Origin of the sequence: Natronomonas salsuginis (assembly GCF_005239135.1) — an archaeon.
Classification (GTDB): Archaea; Halobacteriota; Halobacteria; order Halobacteriales; family Haloarculaceae; genus Natronomonas; species Natronomonas salsuginis.
In genome coordinates, this window is record NZ_QKNX01000007.1 from 25557 (window position 1) to 44336 (window position 18780).

The 18780-nt window shown below is 65.5% G+C and carries 22 protein-coding genes and 1 tRNA gene; 9 read left to right on the plus strand and 14 right to left on the minus strand.

What is annotated here, in order from left to right; genetic code table 11:
* Positions 1–14 precede the first annotated feature (14 nt).
* Positions 15–218: a DUF7576 family protein gene (locus tag DM868_RS13730; RefSeq protein ID WP_137277405.1), complete on the plus strand. Its 204-nt coding sequence runs from the start codon at positions 15–17 to the stop codon at positions 216–218.
* Here DM868_RS13730 and panB read toward each other — a convergent pair.
* Positions 212–1018, minus strand: coding sequence for a 3-methyl-2-oxobutanoate hydroxymethyltransferase (panB, locus tag DM868_RS13735; RefSeq protein WP_137277406.1), 807 nt, complete (start codon positions 1016–1018; stop codon positions 212–214). The two genes, DM868_RS13730 and panB, sit on opposite strands and share 7 nt — an antisense overlap.
* A 109-nt stretch (positions 1019–1127) precedes the next feature.
* On the opposite strand from panB, the gene DM868_RS13740 reads away from it, so the two are divergent.
* A complete protein-coding gene (locus DM868_RS13740) occupies positions 1128–1373 on the plus strand; it encodes a DUF5822 domain-containing protein (protein ID WP_137277407.1) in 246 nt (81 codons plus the stop codon).
* Here DM868_RS13740 and DM868_RS13745 read toward each other — a convergent pair whose 3' ends face one another.
* Positions 1374–2534, minus strand: coding sequence for an alanyl-tRNA editing protein (locus tag DM868_RS13745; RefSeq protein WP_137277408.1), 1161 nt, complete (start codon positions 2532–2534; stop codon positions 1374–1376). It abuts the gene before it with no gap.
* A 39-nt stretch (positions 2535–2573) separates the two neighbouring features.
* Positions 2574–3071: a helix-turn-helix domain-containing protein gene (locus DM868_RS13750; protein ID WP_137277409.1), complete on the minus strand. Its 498-nt coding sequence runs from the start codon at positions 3069–3071 to the stop codon at positions 2574–2576.
* A 167-nt stretch (positions 3072–3238) separates the two neighbouring features.
* On the opposite strand from DM868_RS13750, the gene DM868_RS13755 reads away from it, so the two are divergent.
* A tRNA-Leu gene (locus DM868_RS13755) sits at positions 3239–3323 on the plus strand.
* A 175-nt stretch (positions 3324–3498) separates the two neighbouring features.
* Positions 3499–4077, plus strand: coding sequence for a DUF420 domain-containing protein (locus tag DM868_RS13760; RefSeq protein ID WP_246049133.1), 579 nt, complete (start codon positions 3499–3501; stop codon positions 4075–4077).
* 30 nt (positions 4078–4107) lie between these two features.
* Here DM868_RS13760 and DM868_RS15205 read toward each other — a convergent pair whose 3' ends face one another.
* The 5 genes from DM868_RS15205 to DM868_RS15210 form a co-directional block, all read right to left on the minus strand.
* Entirely contained in the window at positions 4108–4281 is a 174-nt protein-coding gene (locus DM868_RS15205; RefSeq protein ID WP_170964527.1) for a DUF7836 family putative zinc-binding protein, read from the minus strand.
* Positions 4282–4405: 124 nt separating this feature from the next.
* The gene (locus DM868_RS13765; protein ID WP_137277410.1) at positions 4406–5380 is read right to left on the minus strand and encodes a transcription initiation factor IIB; all 975 of its coding nucleotides are present in this window, start codon (positions 5378–5380) and stop codon (positions 4406–4408) included.
* A 238-nt stretch (positions 5381–5618) separates the two neighbouring features.
* Positions 5619–5903: a DUF357 domain-containing protein gene (locus tag DM868_RS13770; protein ID WP_137277411.1), complete on the minus strand. Its 285-nt coding sequence runs from the start codon at positions 5901–5903 to the stop codon at positions 5619–5621.
* A gap of 48 nt (positions 5904–5951) precedes the next feature.
* A complete protein-coding gene (locus tag DM868_RS13775) occupies positions 5952–6230 on the minus strand; it encodes a PadR family transcriptional regulator (protein ID WP_137277412.1) in 279 nt (92 codons plus the stop codon).
* A gap of 468 nt (positions 6231–6698) precedes the next feature.
* Positions 6699–6845, minus strand: a complete 147-nt coding sequence (locus DM868_RS15210) for a hypothetical protein (RefSeq protein ID WP_170964528.1) — start codon at positions 6843–6845, stop codon at positions 6699–6701.
* A gap of 257 nt (positions 6846–7102) precedes the next feature.
* On the opposite strand from DM868_RS15210, the gene DM868_RS13780 reads away from it, so the two are divergent.
* On the plus strand, positions 7103–7813 hold the full coding sequence (locus DM868_RS13780) for a DUF7117 family protein (protein ID WP_137277413.1): 711 nt from the start codon (positions 7103–7105) through the stop codon (positions 7811–7813).
* Between the two features lie 129 nt (positions 7814–7942).
* Here DM868_RS13780 and DM868_RS13785 read toward each other — a convergent pair whose 3' ends face one another.
* The 4 genes from DM868_RS13785 to glyA form a co-directional block, all read right to left on the minus strand.
* Positions 7943–8443, minus strand: a complete 501-nt coding sequence (locus DM868_RS13785; protein WP_137277414.1) for an NUDIX domain-containing protein — start codon at positions 8441–8443, stop codon at positions 7943–7945.
* Between the two features lie 3 nt (positions 8444–8446).
* Positions 8447–9340, minus strand: coding sequence for a bifunctional methylenetetrahydrofolate dehydrogenase/methenyltetrahydrofolate cyclohydrolase (locus DM868_RS13790; RefSeq protein ID WP_137277415.1), 894 nt, complete (start codon positions 9338–9340; stop codon positions 8447–8449).
* 101 nt (positions 9341–9441) lie between these two features.
* Positions 9442–10854 (minus strand): FAD-dependent oxidoreductase, encoded by a 1413-nt coding sequence (locus DM868_RS13795; RefSeq protein ID WP_137277416.1) that lies wholly within the window; start codon positions 10852–10854, stop codon positions 9442–9444.
* Positions 10855–10936: 82 nt separating this feature from the next.
* On the minus strand, positions 10937–12211 hold the full coding sequence (gene glyA, locus DM868_RS13800; RefSeq protein ID WP_137277417.1) for a serine hydroxymethyltransferase: 1275 nt from the start codon (positions 12209–12211) through the stop codon (positions 10937–10939).
* A gap of 189 nt (positions 12212–12400) precedes the next feature.
* Here glyA and tbsP point away from each other — a divergent pair, with 189 nt between their 5' ends.
* The 3 genes from tbsP to DM868_RS13815 all read left to right on the plus strand — a co-directional run bounded on the left by tbsP (position 12401) and on the right by DM868_RS13815 (position 16252).
* The gene (gene tbsP, locus DM868_RS13805) at positions 12401–13204 is read left to right on the plus strand and encodes a transcriptional regulator TbsP (RefSeq protein ID WP_137277418.1); all 804 of its coding nucleotides are present in this window, start codon (positions 12401–12403) and stop codon (positions 13202–13204) included.
* A gap of 141 nt (positions 13205–13345) precedes the next feature.
* Positions 13346–15040: a YcaO-like family protein gene (locus tag DM868_RS13810; RefSeq protein ID WP_137277419.1), complete on the plus strand. Its 1695-nt coding sequence runs from the start codon at positions 13346–13348 to the stop codon at positions 15038–15040.
* A 72-nt stretch (positions 15041–15112) separates the two neighbouring features.
* Entirely contained in the window at positions 15113–16252 is a 1140-nt protein-coding gene (locus DM868_RS13815; RefSeq protein ID WP_137277420.1) for a mechanosensitive ion channel family protein, read from the plus strand.
* On the opposite strand, the gene DM868_RS13820 is transcribed toward DM868_RS13815, so the two are convergent.
* Positions 16236–16637: a universal stress protein gene (locus tag DM868_RS13820; RefSeq protein WP_137277421.1), complete on the minus strand. Its 402-nt coding sequence runs from the start codon at positions 16635–16637 to the stop codon at positions 16236–16238. The two genes, DM868_RS13815 and DM868_RS13820, sit on opposite strands and share 17 nt — an antisense overlap.
* Before the next feature lie 409 nt (positions 16638–17046).
* Complete coding sequence (locus DM868_RS13825) at positions 17047–18408, minus strand: bifunctional metallophosphatase/5'-nucleotidase (RefSeq protein ID WP_246049136.1); 1362 nt, start codon at positions 18406–18408, stop codon at positions 17047–17049.
* A 105-nt stretch (positions 18409–18513) separates the two neighbouring features.
* On the opposite strand from DM868_RS13825, the gene DM868_RS13830 reads away from it, so the two are divergent.
* Complete coding sequence (locus tag DM868_RS13830; RefSeq protein WP_137277423.1) at positions 18514–18750, plus strand: DUF5816 domain-containing protein; 237 nt, start codon at positions 18514–18516, stop codon at positions 18748–18750.
* The last annotated feature ends 30 nt before the right edge of the window (positions 18751–18780 follow it).

Below are 18780 nucleotides of genomic sequence, written 5' to 3' on the forward strand. Positions count from 1 at the left end.
AACGGTGAGACAAGATGGTAGACCCGACATCGGATCTCGGCGAGGACGTAACGGAGGAGACCGCTCCGCGGTGTGCGGTGTGCGGCGAGCCGATCGTGAACGAACCGACCCATAGGGTCGTCACCCGCGTCGAGGACGGGATGGTGACCACAGTACACTTCTGTGACGAGAACTGTCGAGCCGACTGGGACGACGAGAGCGCTTCGTCCGGTCAGTAGACGTCGTCCAGATCCGGTTCGTGGTGGCTGTGCTCTTCTGCGGGGAACTCGCCCGACTCGACGGCGTCGGCGTAGGCGGCGATCGCGTCTCGCATCTCGCTGCTGACGTCGCCGAACCGCTTCGAGAAGGGCGCGACCCGCTCCGAGAGGCCGATCACCTCGTCGATGACGAGTACCTGCCCGTCGCAATCGGGGCCCGCGCCGATCCCGATTGTGGGGATCGACAGCGCGTCGGTGACCGTCGCGGCGAGATTCGCGGGGATATGCTCCAAGACGAGCGAGAACGCCCCGGCCGCCTCGTGTTCGCGGGCGAGATCGACGATCCGTCGGGCGGATTCGTCGTCGGTTCCCTGCCTGAACAGCCCGGTCTCGTTCTCGCGCTGGGGCGTCAATCCGAGGTGGGCCTGGACCGGGATCCCGAGTTGGGTGAGCGTCCGCGTCAGGTCGATCGTATGGGGGCCGCACTCGAGTTTGATCGCGTCGGCGTCGGCTTCCTTCAGCATTCGACCGCAGTGTTCGACCGCGTCCGCCTCGTCGGCACCGAAGGATAGAAACGGCATATCGGCGACCACGAGGGCGTCTTCGGTCGCCCGGGCGACGGACGCAGTGGCGCTCGCGATCTCGTCGACGGTAACGGGGAGGGTCGAATCGTAGCCCAGCCGCGTGTTGCCGATCGAATCGCCGATCAAAGCGATGTCGATGCCAGCCTCGTCGATCAGTCGGGCGGTCGGCGCGTCGTAGGCGGTGAGCATCGTGATCGGCTCGACGCCCGCCTTCGCACGGATGTCCTTCGCACGCATAGTTCAGCCTCTGGGGCCGGTCGGGTTAAACGCTCCCACTCGCCCGTCGACCGCGAGAGCAGAAACGGAAACCGTAACCGCTTACCGGCCGACCCGCGCAGATCGACCAATGCCGCCGCACGTCGAGACGACCGACCCGGACGGGGTCGACTACGGCTGGGTCATGCAGACGACGTTCGTGTTGACGATCGTCGTCGGCGCGCCGGTCGTCGCGGCGCTGTCGCTTTTCGTCGAACTCCCGTCATGGGGACAGCGCGCGAACTTCGCGATCAGAACCGGCGCGGTCGTCTGGCTCTGCATCGGGATTCCGGTGTATCTGTACGCGCGTCGACGCGTCGGCGCGTCCGAGGCATAATCACTCGCGGAGAAAGGCAACGACCGCCGAGCCGTCGGCGTCGAGCCCGCCGGCCTGTGCGACGTCGGGAGAGCCCCCGCCGCCCCCGCCGAAACGCTCGGTCAACTCGTCGACGACATCACCCGCGTCGGCTGATTCGGCACCGACCGCGAGGCTCCCGTCCGGTGCGGCGAGGACGAGCACATCGACCTCGCCGGGGCGGTCTCGTACCGCATCGGAGAGCGCGTTCGCGTCCGCCTCGACGACCCCGGCGGCCCAGCGTAGATCGCCCCGTTCGAACGCGTCGTCGACGATCTCGGCGACCCGTTGTTCGAGGAGTTTCTGCCGGAGATCGTCGCGGTCGTCTCGAAGCTCGTCGCGCTCGGCTTGGATCCGGCCGACCGCATCGGCGATCCCTCCGACGCCGGTCCCGAGCGTTCGCGCCGCGTCGAGAACCGCGCGCTTTTCGACCGCCCGCCGATCGATGCCCACCGGGTCGACCGAGAACTCGACGCGAGTCATTCCCTCGCCGGGGTTCGATCGCCCAAGCACGGTTACGGGGCCGATCTCGCGGGTGTTCGAGACGTGCGTCCCGCCGCACGCGGCCGCGTCCCAGCCGTCGATCTCGACGATCCGGACCGTCTCACCGGCGAGTTCGTCCTCGGTTTTCGCGTTGAACGCGACGTCGTCGCGAGCGAGCGCAGCCTCGCGAGGGAGTCGTTCCCAGTCGACCGCACGGGACTCCCAGACGCAGCGGTTGACCAGCCGTTCGAGTTCGACGAGCGCCGCGTCGTCGATCGGCGTCGCGAAATCGACGCGGACCTTCTGCTCGTCGATCCCGAACCCACCGTAGCCGAGGTCATCAAAGAGCCGTCGACCCGCTCCATAGAGGGCGTGGCTGGCCGTATGCGAGCGCGCGCAGTAGCGCCTGAAGTCTGCGTCGACGATCCCGGAGACGGTCGAACCCGCGTCCAGCGGCTCGTCGACGACGTGAACCACCGCCCCGTCGTCGGTTCGGACATCGAGCACCGTGTGACCGCCGAGCGTGCCACGATCGGCGGGCTGTCCGCCCCCTTCGGGATAGAAGTACGTCTCCGAGAGGACGACGTCGGTGCCACCGCGTTCGACGGTCGCCTCGAACTCGAGCGTGTCGGGGTCGTCGGGGGCCTTCGAGGATGACATGCCGGTACTGGAACGGGGTCGTACAAAAAAGTCGCCGGGCTACTCGTCGGACAGTTCGATGTCGAGCCGTTCTTCCAGCGCGTCGATGACCGATCCGCCGACGTTCGCGCGGGCCGCACGGCCCTGTTCGACCGCCACGAGGTCGTCCTCGTCGACACCGAGTTCGATCGCGAGTTCGTCGGTCTGGAGTCCCGCGTTCTGACGGGCCTCCTCGACGAGCTGTCCGTAGCCGCGAACCAGATACGGCAGCGGATCGTCCTCGTAATCGGTGCCGCTCTCCCAGTCCGTTTCGATGGTTCGAGCGTCGTCGAGTCTGGCGGCGTTCTGTGCGGCCTTCCGACGGCGATCGCTCGCCCGCCCGTCGTTCGCGGAGGCCGACGTCGACCGCTTCGTCTCGCCGTGTCGGGCGCACTCCGCACAGACCTCGAGCGTCGCCCCGGCGACGGTTTCGGTTTGCAACGGCGTCCCGTCGGCCCCACAGAGTTCGCAGGCACCACCGGAGTCACCTCCGATACCGCCGGTGGAGTATTTCGTCATACGAGAGATGAGCGTGGGAGCGTACTTCAACCCCGCGTTCGCGCGATCGGAACCCGGTTCACTGCCCCGCCGGGTGTGAGTCCGTCCCCACCGAGCCCGAAAACCGACAACCCTTTTAGCGACCCTCGGAAAGGGGTGAATGCGGAAAACGACGACAGCACACGAGTGCGTGGGTAGCCAAGCCAGGCCAACGGCGCAGCGTTGAGGGCGCTGTCCTGTAGAGGTCCGCCGGTTCAAATCCGGTCCCACGCACTGTTGGCGGCCCGCAGCCGCCGAATATCAGTGCGGGTGCTCGAAGACAGCACCCACGCAAACTTCTCCGGCGACAGCGCGAACAGCGCACGCTCCACTCGTCCCGTCGACCGCGACGGGGGATAGAACGATTCCGATCAACAACACATATTCCCAAGCGGTGAGTAAGGCGGGTATGACGACCGGCGATACGATGGTTCGTGCGTGGGCTCGCGAGCACGTCCCTGCGTTGACCGCTATCCTGTCGATCGCCTCGCTCGCGCTCGTCTTCGGCGCAGCGTTACAGGTGATTCCTGCCGCGGCACTTCCCCGCGTTGAATCGCTGTTGAACGCGATTCCGCACGTAAACGCGATCATCAGTCTGAGCGCGATCGGGACGATCCTCCTCGGCGTCCGCGAGATCAGACGCGGAAACGTCGACCGACATCGAGCGCTGATGCTCGCCAGCTTCGCCCTGTTCGCGGCGTTTTTGCTGCTGTATCTCTACCGCGTCACGCTCGTCGGCCCCAGCGACTTCCCGGGGCCGAGCGCGGTGCGAACGTACCTGTATCTCCCGTTCCTCGCGATCCACATCGCACTCGCCGTAATCTGTATCCCGTTCGTGTTTTACGCGCTGTTGTCCGCCGGCACGCGATCGGTGTCGGAGATCTACGGGACGAACCACCGTCGAGCCGGCCGGGTGGCCGCGAGCCTGTGGCTCGTCTCCTTCTCGATGGGGATCGTGATCTACGCGCTGTTGTATCACGTCTACTGACGAACGGCCGCGGATCGATCAAGGACGCGCTCAGAGCGCTTTGAGCGTCTGCAGATCGTGTTCGGTCCGCGCGAACTCCGAGAGTCGACGACTCGCGTGACAGCCCGGACAGTGGAAGGTTCGGGCGGGTTCCGGGAGTTCGTTGGGCGACTTTTGCCACGCCTTACCGCACTCGGGGCACAGGAGACGGACGTACGTTTCCATGTCCGGTCTATTGATGGCGAAGTATGAAAACCTTTGTCACAGTATTGCCGAGGGAGAACCCGACATCGAACCGTGGAAACGGCGGTGGACCGGCAAAAGATCACAGAGCCAAGTCACCGCCAGTCTACGCGGTCGCGATTTCGCCCGCTTCGAGGAGTTCCTTGTACCGGTTTCGGATAGTGACCTCGGAGATGTCAGCGACCTCGCTGACATCGTTTTGCGTGACCTTCTCGTTGCAGAGCAACGCGGCGGCGTAGACGGCCGCCGCCGCCAGCCCGACCGGCGACTTTCCGGAGAGGAGCCCGTCGCCGCGTGCGGCGTCGATGAGTTCGCGAGCGCGTCGTTCGACCTCGTCGGAGAGATCGAGATCGCTCACGAACCGGGGGATGTAGCTCTCCGGATCCGCGGGGGCGACCTCGAGATTCAGTTCTCGGATGATGTATCGATACGTCCGAGTCAACTCCATCCGATCGACGCGGGAGACGCGCTCTATTTCATCGAGGCTGCGCGGGACGCCGGCCTGCCGGGCCGCGGTGTACAGCGCGGCGGTGGAGACGCCCTCGATGGAGCGGCCGGGCAGCAGGTTTTCGTCGAGCGCGCGGCGGTAGATGACGCTGGCTGTTTCGCGGACGTTCTCGGGGAGGCCGAGCGCGCTCGCCATCCGGTCGATCTCGCCGAGCGCCTGCTTGAGATTGCGCTCTTTGGAGTCGCGCGTGCGAAAACGCTCGTTCCACGTGCGGAGTCGCTGCATCTTCTGGCGCTGACGAGTCGAGAGCTGCTTCCCGTAGGCGTCTTTGTCCTGCCAACCGATGTTGGTGGAGAGCCCCTTGTCGTGCATCATGTTGGTCGTCGGGGCACCCACGCGGGATTTTTGATCCTTCTCGGCGCTATCGAAGGCGCGCCACTCCGGGCCACGGTCGATCGAGTCCTCTTCGACCACCAGGCCGCACTCCGTGCACACCGTCTCCCCGTGCTCCGAGTCAGCTTCCAAACGGGCACCACACTCGGGACAGGTGGAGACGGACTCCGTGCTGTCTACTCGCTCCGTCGGTTCGGTTCGGCTCTTCTCCGTGTAGGTTCGAATTTTGGTGTCACTCATGGTGGGCGAGTTACGTCCTGCTCCGGAGGTGGGGGAACCAAAGAATCCGGGCGGACTACTCCTATCTCAACGTTAGTTCGAAAACTACTTAAATGTTTCGTAAGCGCACATCCTGAAAGCACCGAAATTCGGCGTATTGAGCAGTATTATACGGTACCGAATGTCGTGCGATACGATTCCTCAATGATATATTGGTAATAAATATTTTTGTAAGAGTATCGGCAGCCGTGAGCATCGATCACACGGTGAAGAGGTGCCCATCCGTCGGGACTTCGAACACACCGATTCGTGCGCCCGCGTCCATCCAGCCGTGGCCGTACGAGAACGACGCGAGGGCGTTCACCGGATCGCCCTGTGTCCGAAAATGCCGACCATCTTCGAGATACGAAGCCGCCATTTCGCGAAACTCGACGGCCGCCTCGTACAGCGGTGTTCCCTCCTGTGGTGCGATTTCGGCGGCTTCGAGCGCCGACGAAAGCAGCGTTTCGTACCGGTCGGTCTTCTCTTCGAGATCAGCAGGCATAGTCGTTTGTCGGGCGTCGCGTACAAAACGAGATTGGCTTCGGTCGCCCTATTCGATGTCGACGTACTGGTCCTCCCAGTCGCGTCTGGCATCGATCTCTCGACGGCCGCGTCGGGTGAGCGTGTAGAAGTTCGTTCGTCGGTCCCGCTGGCCCTTCTCGACGAGGCCCTTCTCGACGAGGGTGTCGAGGTTCGGATAGAGCCGTCCGTGGTGGATCTCCTTTTCGTAGTAGTCCTCGAGTTCCTCTTTGATCGCCAATCCGTGAGGTTCTTCGAGACCGGCAATCACGTACAGTAGGTCACGCTGAAATCCTGTCAGGTCGTGCATCGGTGAGATCTATACGCATGTTACCGTCGTGTTAGGTTAAATATATCGGAACGACCCCACGAGTAGAGTCCGTCGAAACCCGTTCACAGAGCAGTATACCGAAACAATAGGGCAACCATGGACATCGGAATCCATATCAGCAAATTGTCTCGATATGCACGAACCGGCGGCAGGTGTCGTCTCAGATTGCGTAACATACAGCCCGGTGAGGGATTCGAGACGGCGAAATGGTTGAGCAAACTGGTTCCCGATGGCGAAGCGGCCGAAGGCGCGCTCGGGACGGACGACCCGTTATCGATCGTTGTTCAGCGAGAGAGGAAAGCGGCCGACCGGATGAAAAGGACCGGTCGGACACTTGCCGCCCTGAATTGGTCCCCGCTGACGCTTCGGCCCTCCAAGCGAAGCGTCATTGTACATAAGTGGATACCGGGGTATAAATGTACCGGAGCGGGCGCGCCGAGCGTCCGATCAGATGTACTCCTCTTCGAGCACCCAGCCGAGCGCTCTCTTATAATACGTGAACATTTGACGCACGCCCTCGTGGTTCATATCTTCGTCGTCCAGTTCCGCCTTCAGGAATTCATATTGTTCGCGTATCTCCGCTTCGTCACGCATATGCGAATTACGGCTACCACACACATGAAGGTTGGTCATCGATCGGGGTCGGTCGTCCCGCCGGTCAAAACGTCCACCTCCCGCTCGAGATTAGCGCCGCGCACGCGTGGGCTACATGAGCTGGCGGAACGCCCGCCGACCGCTTCGGGATCGACGTGTCTCCGGCAGTATGCTCGAGGTGGCCCGGGCCGACGAGCATTTCGAGTCGTTCGGCGTGTAGCCGAGGGTGTTTTCACCCGCGGCATCCCAGTGTCGGTATGAAGATCCGCGGCCAACGGGAGTGCAAGGCGTGTGGGACCCAGTGGTCGTACTACGAGACGGGCGAGATATCCTGCCCGTCGTGTGGGAGCCACCACAGCGTGGGCACCGACGACGAGCGGACTCTCCACACGGCCACGTCGGCGACGCTGGATCTGACGCCGCTTCGCGGGAACGTCGATTCGGAGCCGATCGGTAGGCTCGCCGACCGTGCCAGCGATCGAGCGCGTGGGTTCACTCGGGGATACGGATTCATCGACGCCGGGCGGCTCCGGCCGCTCGACGACGCGTATCTGGCGGCGATGGAACTCAAGCACGTCGCCGCAGAACTCGGCCGGCGGCTGACCGTCGACGAGGACGAGGAGTGGTACTTCAGCGGCTTGCTGCGCGCCGACGAGGGGGATCGACCCGACAACGACTCGGTTCCGCGATCGTTGCGGGCCGCTCGCGGGCTCGCGTGCGCCAACGCGGTTCGGGAGTATCGAGCCGACCTTCGGAGCTACGTTCAGGAACATCCGGATTCCGCCGTAGACGGCGCGCTAGAGCGGCTCGGTACCCACATCAAGCGGATCCGCGCGCTTGATGGGGACGTGCCGCCGCCGGAGGCTGAGAGGCTTGTGGCGGCGGCACGTTCCATCGGCCGCTACCTGATCGACGGTGACGAAGGGGAGCTGACGCTGGCCGAATCGCGGCTCGATTCGCTCGAGTAACACCGACGCCGCAGGTGGTGGCGAACAGGCGACACCGGCGACGACTCCACGTTCCGTGTCTCGCACACCCGCCTCGGCGGAACGCGGTCGATCTCTCAGCGCATGAGGTCGGTGGCCGCGTGTTCGTATTTAAACGTACGTACCGAAGAGCCGACGGACGAGATCCCGATCGAACGTGTGCTCCGGGACGCTCGAGAACCACTCGACGGCGTCGATGGCTGGGTCGGTGGGGCCGCTCCGAAGAACGGAACGCGGCTCGGTCGGACGGGCGACGAACGTGACGAACCGAAACTCGTAGGACGCATTCGAGTCGCGTCGGACGAACGTCTGTTCGGCGATCGCGCCGAGCCCGACGATATCGATGTCGAGGCCGGTCTCCTCGTGAATTTCCCGACGAGCGCCGGCCTCGGGCGTCTCGGCGGCTTCGAGGCGACCGCCGGGGAGCAGCCACGTCTCGCCCTCGCGGACGAACAGCCCGCGGCCGTCGTGCACGACGAGCGCACCGACGCCCCAGCCGCCGTCGTCGCCACGGGCGACTCCTTTCTCGAAGCGTTCCGGATCGATCTCCACGCGTTCGACCTTGCGGTAGCAATCGCCGTACCGTGCGGATAGATCGTCGATCGAGGGCATCAGTCAGGGGAGGTCGACGTCGACGTCGTGTTGCAGACCGGCCGCTTTCACCGTGTTGTACAGCAACATCGCGCGGGTCATGGGTCCGACGCCGCCGGGGACGGGGGTGATCGCCCCGGCGACCTCTGCGACGGCGTCGTAGTCGACGTCACCGACCAGTTCGTAGCCCTTCTCGGTGTCGGCATCCACGCGGTTGACCCCCACGTCGATGACCGTCGTGCCATCGGTTACCATCTCCGCGTCGATGATTTCGGCGAGGCCGACGGCCGCCACGAGGATATCCGCGTTTCGGGCCTTTTCGGTCAGGTCCTCCGTTCGGGAGTGACAGACGGTGACCGTCGCGTTCCCGTCGTCTGCTTTCTGGAGCAGGAGGTTCGCGAGCGGCTTGCCGACGATGTTCGAGCGGCCGACGATGACCGCATCGGCACTCTCGGTCTCGATCTCGTACGCCTCGAGCAGTTTCTGGATGCCGTGGGGCGTGCACGGGCGATAGCGGTCGTTCCCGGCGACGAGGCGGCCGACATTTTCGGGGTGGAAGCCGTCGACGTCCTTCACCGGGTCGATCCGCCTGAGGACGCGCCGTTCGTCGACGTGCTCGGGAACGGGCATCTGGACCAAGATACCGTTGACCGTGGGGTCGGCGTTGAGTTCGTCGATCGTGTCGTAGAGCTCTGCTGCTGGCGCGTCGGGGTCGATTTCGACGTGGATCCCGTCGATTCCGACCTCCTCGCAGTCGCGCTGTTTCATCGAGACGTACGTCTCGCTGGCGGGATCGTCGCTCATCAACACGGTCGCGAGTCCGGGTTCGACGCCCTCGTCGTCGAGCGTCGCGATGCACGCCGCGAGCGATTCGCGAATGTCGGCGGCGACGGCCTTTCCGTCGATGACCTCGGTCATTGTCGAAAGAGGGGTCGCCCGGACGTATCAATGATTCGGGTTCGTGGTGTTTCTGCGTGTATTGTGCGCTCGAATAGGCACGAACGTGCCATCCGATGGGCTCACAGTTCCCCGTCGAGCACCTTTGCGGCCGTCAACACCGGGTCCCACGTGGTGTTGAACGGCGGCGCGTACGCGAGGTCGTAGTTCGCGAGGTCGTCGACGGTGGCCCCCTCGGTGACCGCGCCGACGAGGGCGTGGCTCCGGTGGACGGCCCCCTCGCCGTACTCGCTCACGAGGCTGCCGCCGAGCACTCGGCCGGACTCGCGATCGGCCGTCAGCGTCACGCGAACCGTTCCGCCTTCCGGGTAGTAGCCGGCTCGCGACTTCGCATCGATGGTCTTCGAAATCGGGTCGAATCCCGCCTCTCGGGCTTCCTCCTCGTCTAGCAGTCCAGTCCGAGCCGCCTCGACCTCGAAGGCTTTGACGGCCGCCGTGCCGGCGATCCCCCCGGCCACGGACGGCGTGCCTGCGACGGTCTGGCCGACGGCCCGACCGTGTCGGTTCGCGGTCAGCGCGAGCGGGACGTAGTCCGGTTCGTCGGTCACGACGTGTTCGGCCTCCGAACAGTCGCCGGCCGCGTACACGTCCGGTAGGTTCGTCTCGCGGTATGCGTCGGTCGCGATCGCGCCCGTTGGCCCGAGTTCGATTCCCGCATCCTCGGCCAGTTCGGTCCGCGGGCTGACGCCCGTTCCGAGGAGAACCATCTCGACGGGAACCCGTTCGTCGGCCGTCGCGACGGCCTCGACGGCGGCCGAACCCTCGATCGACTCGACTTCGGCGTCCAGATACACGGCGACCGACTGGTCTTCGAGATGCTCGGCGACGGCCTCGCTTGTCGCTTGACTGAACCCCCTGAGCACGCGGTCGCCGCGCTGGAAGAGGTGCACCTCGAAATCGTTCGCGACCAGCGCTTCCGCCATCTCGATGCCGATGTAGCCGCCACCGACGACGGCGACGGGCCCGGTGCAGTTCTCGAGATACTGACACGCCGGACCGCGGTCGGGCTGGTCGCTTGGCGACGACTCGCGCGATCGGGCGACGAACTCGCGGAGCTCCTTCCCATCGGTCATCGACCCGAGCGTGTAGACGCCGTCGAGGTCGATTCCGTCGATCGACGGCTCGATCGCCGCCGCCCCGGTCGCGATCAGCAGGTGATCGTACGGCTGGACGGTTTCGCCGTCCCCGCTGCGGGCGGTCACCGTTCGGTTCTCGGGATCGATATGGGTGACCTCGTGTCCGGTCCGGAGATCGATGTGGCGCTCCTCGCGAAACTCCTCGGGCGTGACCGAGACGAGCTCGTCGAGCGATTGGATCTCGCCTTTCACGTAGTACGGGAGCCCGCAGGCCCCATAGGAGACCCACTGTCCCTTCTCGAAGACGACCACGTCGAGGTCCGGTTCGTCGCGTTTCGCCTTGCTCGCTGCAGACATACCGGCCGCGTCGCCGCCGATGACGACGAATGTCTCGTCCATACCGCGACGATGAACCGGGGTGATAAAAAATCGAAGCCCGAATGCGCCGCGTGCGTCCGAGGGACGGCGACTCGGCGAGCGACTACTCGAAGTCGACGAGCGAGCCCTCGCGGTCGTACAGCGGATACGCCGCGCACAGTTCCTCAACCTCGGCTGCGGCCTCGGCTTTTAGATCCTCGTCGTCGGGCGCGTCGACGACTCGGTAGATGATGTCCGCAACCCGCTCGCAGGCGGCCTCGTCGAAGCCGCGTGTGGTGAGCGCGGGCGTACCGGCGCGGATACCCGAGGGGTTGAACGGCGATCGGGTCTCGCCCGGGACGGTGTTCTTGTTCAGGACGATGCCGACCTCCTCCAGCGCCTCCTCGGCGACGGTGCCGGTCGTGTCAGGGTGCGAATCCCGGAGGTCGATCAACACGAGATGGGTGTCGGTGCCGCCCGAAACCAACGAGAAGCCGTGTTCCTGCAGCCGCGAGCCGAGCGCCTCGGCGTTGTCGACGACCTGTTGTGCGTAGTCCTCGAAGTCGGGCGACAGCGCCTCGTTGAAGCCGACGGCCTTGCCCGCGATGTTGTGCATCAGCGGCCCACCCTGCGCGCCGGGGAACACCGCCGCGTCGATCGCGCCGGCGTGCTCCTCGCCGCACATGATGATGCCGCCGCGGCCGGCGCGGATGGTCTTGTGCGTCGACCCGGTGACGAAGTCGGCGACCCCGACCGGCGATCGGTGGACGCCCGCGGCCACGAGCCCCGTGATGTGGGCGATGTCGGCGAGGTGGTAGGCGTCGACGGCGTCGGCGGCCTCCTGAATCCGCTCGAAGTCGACCTCGCGTGGGTACGCGGAGTACCCCGAGACGATGATGTCCGGCTCGAACGCCTCGGCCTGCGCTTTGATCCCCTCGTAGTCGATGTAGCCGGTCTCGGCGTCGACCTCGTACTGTTCGACCTTGTAGGTCTTGCCCGTGAAGTTCGCGGGATGGCCGTGGCTGAGATGACCGCCGTGTTCGAGTTCGAGCGACAGAATCTTGTCGCCCGGCTCGAGCATGGCGAGGTAGACGCCCGTATTCGCCTGCGTGCCCGAGTGGGGCTGGACGTTTACGTGTTCGGCACCCCACAGCTCCTTCGCGCGCTCGATAGCGAGCGATTCGACGGCGTCGGCCGGACCGCAGCCGGCGTAGTAGCGCTCGCCGGGGTAGCCTTCGGCGTACTTGTTCGTCAGCTCGGAGCCCTGCGCCTCGAGGACGGCCTCGGAGACGTGGTTTTCCGAGGCGATCATCGCCAGCGTGTTCTCCTGGCGCTTGACTTCGCCTTCGAGGGCATCGGCGGTCGCGGGGTCGGTCTGACGGACCTGCTCGTAACTCATGTGGGTGAAACTGGGGAACGACGGACCAAGAAGCTACCCGTTCCCGCCGAGCAGACGCCGGTCGCCGGGAGCGACAGAATATGTCTGGTATAGAGACTATCTTCGGTCGCGTTCGCTGACGCGGCTTCGAAACAGCGATTTGAGCTATAAAAGTTAAATATATTGAGCAGCATATTTGTACCCAAGCTGATGAAATCAAATGTCATGGAGCCAACCGTGGCGGACGTGCTCAGGGAGGCGCTCGCCGCGGCCGACGACGGCTCGTTCGTCGTCGCTCCGGACGTGGAGACGGTCAAGCGGCTCATCCAGATCGTCGACAACGCGTCTCCATCCGTCCATCTTCTCGCCGAGCCGGCGGCGCTCAAGGCGGTGATGGACGAGTTTTTGTTGGCGAGTCGCGCCGCCGATCACGTCGAGGCGGGTATCCTCGACATACGAAGCTACGAGGAGGGGACCAACGTGCTCGTGGTGACTGACGAGGCCGTGGTGGCCGTCGTCCGCGCCGACGAACACGTCGCGGGGCTGACGACGAACGACGGGGCGTTTGTCGAGAGCGCGAACGCTCGGTTCGCCGAGGCGTGGCGGAACGCGGCCCCCTACGCCCTCAAGACGCCGCCGCTCTCGACGGTGCGCGAGACGCTCGAGACCGAACTCGGCGCGCGGACCGCCGAGGACTTCGACGCGATGCTTGCCGCGCTCGACGCCGACGGGGGCGCGGCCATCGACGAGGTGACGGTGTCGCTTCTCGTCGCCGCGAGAAACGAGGCCCTCCTGTACGATATCTCGAAGTGGGGTGAAGACGTCGGCATCGCGTCGAAAGCCACCTTCTCGCGGACGAAGACGCGGCTGGAAGAGCAGGGACTGATCGAGACGGAGAAGGTGCCGATCGACGTCGGCCGACCCAGACTTCGGCTGAAACTCGGCGACGAACGCCTCCGGAACCTCGATGCGGAGGAGTTCGCGCGCGTCGCGCGGTCGATGCTCGCCACCTGAAGCCTCGCCGCCGACAACACTCGACGGCGCGACGGCAACCGCCGCGGTTCCACGCGGTTCCCACGCCTTTATCGCCCGCCGCCCGGAGGACACGTGTATGAGAGTGAGAGCGTTCGACACATCGATGGTCGGTGAGCCACGGTGACGACGGTCGGCGTACTCGGCGAGAGCGTCGCTCTCGACGCCGTCCGAGCCGCGCTGGGCGATGCGGCCGCCGAGACGGTCGCCGTCGATCCGGCTGCCATCGGACGGGTCGACGCGGCGGCGCTCGCCGGGCCAGTCGGATCGGCGGCGTTCGAACGCGCGACGGCGCACGCCCGAGAGAGCCGAACCCCGCTCGTGAGCATCGAACTCGGCGGGATCGGCGGACGACCGGTCGCCGGCGTCGAGGCGGCCATCTCGGGCTACGCGCCGGGGACGGCCTGTCACGCGTGTCTCAGATCTCGCGTCGAAGCGACCGATCCGGCGACGGACGACGGGGCGTACGACGCGGCGACGGCGCGGTTCGCGGGCGCGGTCGCTGGGCGCGAACTGGCGTCGCTCGTCTCCGGGAGGGAGTCGGCGCTCCTCGGGGGCGTCATCGAGGTCCCGCACGCCCAACGGCGCGTGCTCTCGGTCCCGTACTGCGAGTGCGGCGACCCCGGCTCGAAGGAGCTTCCCCGACACCACGAGGACCGATCGCTGGAGGAGTCGATCTCGATGGCCGAGGTCGCCTTCGACGACCGCGTGGGACCGATCACCTCGATCGGCGAGGCCGAGTCCTTCCCGGTCCCGTACTACCTGGCGACGCTCGCCGAAACCCCGTTCTCGGACGGTGACGCGCCGGACCACGCCGCCGGGGTCGGTCTCGATTGGGATCCCGCATTCATGAAAGCGCTCGGGGAAGCACTGGAGCGATACAGCGCGGCGATCTACCGGAGCGACGACTTCGAGACCGAGCCGGTGAATCCGATCGAAGCCGATCGCTTCGTTCGCCCGGAGTGGCCCGAAGCGGACCCGGTGGGCCGGTGGCACGTCGCCGAGCACCTCGCAACGGGCGAAACGGTCCAGTTGCCCGCGGAACTGGTCGTCTTTCCGCCGCCGGAGCGGACGATTCGCCCCGCGATCACGACCGGCCTCGGGCTCGGAAACGGCGGTGTCGATGCGCTCCTGTCGGGACTGTACGAGGTGGTAGAACGCGATGCCACGATGGTGGCGTGGTACTCGACGTACGAACCGATGGGGCTCGTCGTCGACGACGACGGCTACCGTACACTCGCCGCGCGGGCGAAGAGCGAGGGGCTCGAGGCGACCGCGCTGTTGCTCACGCAAGATGTCGACGTCCCCGTCGTCGCGGCCTGCGTCCACCGCGAGGGCGAGTGGCCGCGGTTCGCCGCCGGTTCGGCGGCCGATCTCGATCCCGCGGTCGCCGCTCGCGGTGCCCTCGAGGAGGCGATCCAAAACTGGCTCGAGCTCCGTCGGATGGGCGAAGATCGGGCCGAGTCGGAGGGCGGCGCGATCGGCACGCACGCCGCGTTTCCAGAGACGACCCGCGAGTTCGTCGCTCCCGAGACGACGATCCCGGTCGACAGCGTCGGTCCAGCCGACCTGCCGTCGGGAGCTGACGAACTCGAGCGGCTCGTCGCGCGCGTTCGGGACGCCGGCCTTGATGCCTACGCGGCCCGGTTGACGCCGCGCGATGTCGAGTCGATGGGCTTCGAGGTCGTTCGCGTGGTGATTCCCTCGGCCCAGCCGCTGTTCATCGGCGACCCGTACTTCGGCGAGCGCGCCCGAAGCGTCCCGGAATCGCTCGGGTTCGAACCGGTCTTGGATCGAACCTACCACCCGTTCCCCTGACCGACGGTTCCGAGGCGGATCGGCCGGCGGATGTTGGGGAACGCTTTTTCTATCGCCCGGTGACGGGGGCGTATGGACGCGGTGTCGTTACAGACTGGAACGCGAACGCCGGCCCCGACACAGTCATTTCGCGACGGCCCCGGACTCGCGCCGCCGGAATGGCTTCCGGAGTCCGTGCCAGTTTTTTTCTATCGGCTCGTCATCGCCGTCGCGCTCGTCGTCTTCGCGTATTATCTCTCGCAGATGGTTCGGCAGGTGTTGGGCCGGCGGATCGCCAGGCGTTTCAAGCGCCCCTCGGTGAGTCGGACGATCCTGCGGAGCCTCCAGATGTTCATCGTCGTGGGGGCGGTCCTGACCGCGCTGAGCTTCTTCGGCCTCGGGTTCGGCAACATCGCGCTCTCGGTCGGTGTGTTCTCCGCCGTCGTCGGTATCATCCTCGCGCCGATCATCGGGAACCTGATCAGCGGCGTGTTCGTCCTCTCAGAGCAGCCGTACGAGATCGGTGATATGATCGAACTGGGGGACACCCAGACGAAGGGGTTCGTCGAGGACATCACCCTCATCTACACCAAGGTGTTCACCCTCGACAACACGTTCATCGTGCTCCCGAACGGGACGATGCGCAGCCGCGACGTGATCAACTACTCCGCCGAGGACACCCGCGTTCGCCTCACGCTCGACGTTGGCGTCACCTACGAGAGCGACATCTCGGTCGCCCGAAAGCAGATGGAAGCGGCCGCGAGATCGATCGACGGCGTGATTAAGGGCGGTCCGGACATCCGGATTGGCAGCGCGCGGTATCCGGCGTCCCCGACCTGTTATATCGGCGAATTCGGCGAGAGCGAGGTGTCGTTGAAGCTCCGGTACTGGGCGAACGAGCCGTACAAGCAGACGACGGTTCGCTCGAAGGTGCTGACCGAGGTGTGGGACCGGTTCGACGACCACGACATCGAGATCCCGTACCCGCACCGGCACATGGTGTTCGACGACACCAGCGGCGAACTACAGATGTCGATGCACCAGGCCAGCGAGGCGGCGATTTCGCGCCCTGGCGGCGCGACGACGCGGGCGGCCGAGACGGAGAACGAAACGGCGGAGGAGTCGTCACCCGAGGTCGGAAGCGCCGACGGATCGGCGGGAACGGAGGAACGCAACGCGTCAGAGCGAGAAGGCGAGCGCGAGACCGACTCCGACGCTACGGACTCGCCGTGATCACTTCGCAGTCGAGTTCGCTCCGGAGGAACCCCTCGATGTCGGGATCGTCGATGAGCCGTCGAACCATACGTCGCCACCGACCGGCTTGTTTTCGACCGATGACGACGTAATCGGCGCCCTCGGCGGCCACCTCATCGAGGATCGTCTCCTCGATCAGAAAGCCCGGGCGGACGACGTACCGCGCCCGGTCGAGCCGCCCGAACGACGCCTCGACGGCTCGCTTGAGTTCCCCCCGCGTCACTTTCTCGTCGTTCTGATAGAGGTTGACGTGCAGCACGGTGAGGTCGGCATCGTGTTCCTCGGCGACCTCGATCGCTCGCTCCAGCGTCGCCCGCGAGTGCCGCGACAGCGGGTACCGGACGGGTACAACGACGAGCGTCATTACCGGAACGAACACGCGCCCGTGCCTGAAACTTGCGGTCGATCGACAGCCTATGTGCGATCGAAACGCCGACCGCGGTCGCCCCGTTTTAGCTGAATTGAGGCGCTAAGCCCCCTTCCTCCAGGAGTCATTCGAGAGAGCTTTGCTCTCCCGTGATCACGAAAATCGAAGATTTTCGGACGACAACGGAGGGAGCGAAGCGACCGAGTAGCGCAGTAGGGAGGGGATACAGCGTCCCCAGAAATCAACGATTTCTGGTGTGCGAACGAGACGCTTCGCTCTCGTGAACGCCTGTGGAGACTGCGCTCCCTGTGGATACCTCGGTGTCTGCAAAGCGCGTCGTGGAAGCAGGAAGCCCTCCCCTCAAGGAGCGAACGGCGTCTGCCGTGAGCGAGTAGGGGAGGGTAGTTCACACGCCGTTTCTGACGATCCGCCCCTCGATCGAGGGGTCGATACCGACGGCCTCGGCGTACTCGATGAGCAGTTCGTACTGGGTGTCGAGTCGCTCGATCGGGAGGTCGGCGGTCAGCGTCGGGAACTCGACGGTCGTGTACAGCAGAAACTCCGGAAACGCGAGGGCGTATCGAGCCGAGTCGACGACCGGCTCCCCGCCGACGCTGGCCGCACGTAGCCGACCGTCGTCGTGGTCGTACGTCAATCGCGCTCCCGAGACGTGGGCGTGCCACCAGTCCGATTCGCCGAACCCTGGCGTATCCGCCGCCTCGGCGAACACGGACCGGAGCGTATCGCCCGAAAGCTCCGCGACGATGAGCGGTTCGTCGAAGGGAACGAGACTGATCAGATCGGCGGCCGTGACGTCGCCGGCGAGCGGCGGTCCGGTTCGGATGCCGCCGCTGTTCTGGAGACCGACCACGGGCAGGTCGGTTCCGAGGGCGCGCTCGGCCGCCCACCGGTAGGCGTCGGCGACGAAGTTCCCGACGCGGCTCTCACCGCGGAAGGCGTCTGCGTCGGTTCGTGAGATCGGGTCGTCGACGCGGGCGACCACGGTATCGAGGCCGGCGTTCGCGATCCGCGCGCGATACGTGGCCGCCAACGCCGAATCCACCGAACCGTCGGCGACCGCGTGTCTCGTGACGTCGCCGGTCGGGAGGTCGATTTCGAACAGCGTGTGACCGCCGCTTCCGGGCCGCGTGAGGACCGTACCGGCGAGCCGTTCGACGCGTTCTGAGTGGACGTGGCCGCCGAGGACGACGTCGATGTCGAACGTCGCGGCGAGTTCGTCGTCCCGTCGGCCGAGATGCGAAAGCGCGACGACGTGATCGACATCGTGCGCGCGGAGGGCGTCGATGGCGTCACCGGCAGCAGCGATCGGATCGGTGAATGCGAGTCGGTTGTCGCTGTCGCCGATCGAGGGCGTGGTCGGATCGGTGAGCCCGAAGAAGCCGACGCGCTCGTCGCCGACGCGCTCGACGTGCCACGGGTCGACGCCGGCGAACGGGGAGCCGTTCAGACGGACGTTCGCCGAGAGCCACCGCTGTGGGGACCGCCGGACGATCTCCGCGGTTCGATCGGGGCCGAAGTCGAAGTCGTGGTTGCCGAACGTCTCGACGGTCGGGGAGACGGTCTCGAAGAAATCGAGCGCGATCTCGCCCTCGGAGACGAGCGGGAGGACGCCGGGGGCGACGTTGTCGCCGGTTCCACAGACGAGCGTCCGGTCGTCGCGGAGCGCGCCGATCGTCCCGGCGAGGCCGGCGACGAGTTCCGGGTCGTCGTGGGCGTTCTCGATGTCCGAGTAGTGCAGCAGACGCACGGAGAAGGATACGGTCCGCGACCGCAAAACCGTATCGTCGGTCGCGCCGGCGACTCGTCGTATCCGTACCGTGACGGTTTTGACGGCCGATAGCGCAGTGAGCGTATGGAGAAACGAATCGGGCCGAACGGCGAGACGCTGTATCTCTCCGAGGAGGTCGAAAAGGGGAACAAGGGACCGTTTCGGATCGTCTACGCCGATGCCGACGGCCAGCGTCGCTGGGGATTCTTTTGTACGAACTGCGAGTCGTTCGACAACGCGGTCGACTCGATGGGTCGCATCCAGTGTAACCGCTGCTCGAACTTTCATAAAGCCGAGGAGTGGGACGCGGCCCACGAGTGAGCGGGGCTCGGTCGCGGCGTGAAACCGATC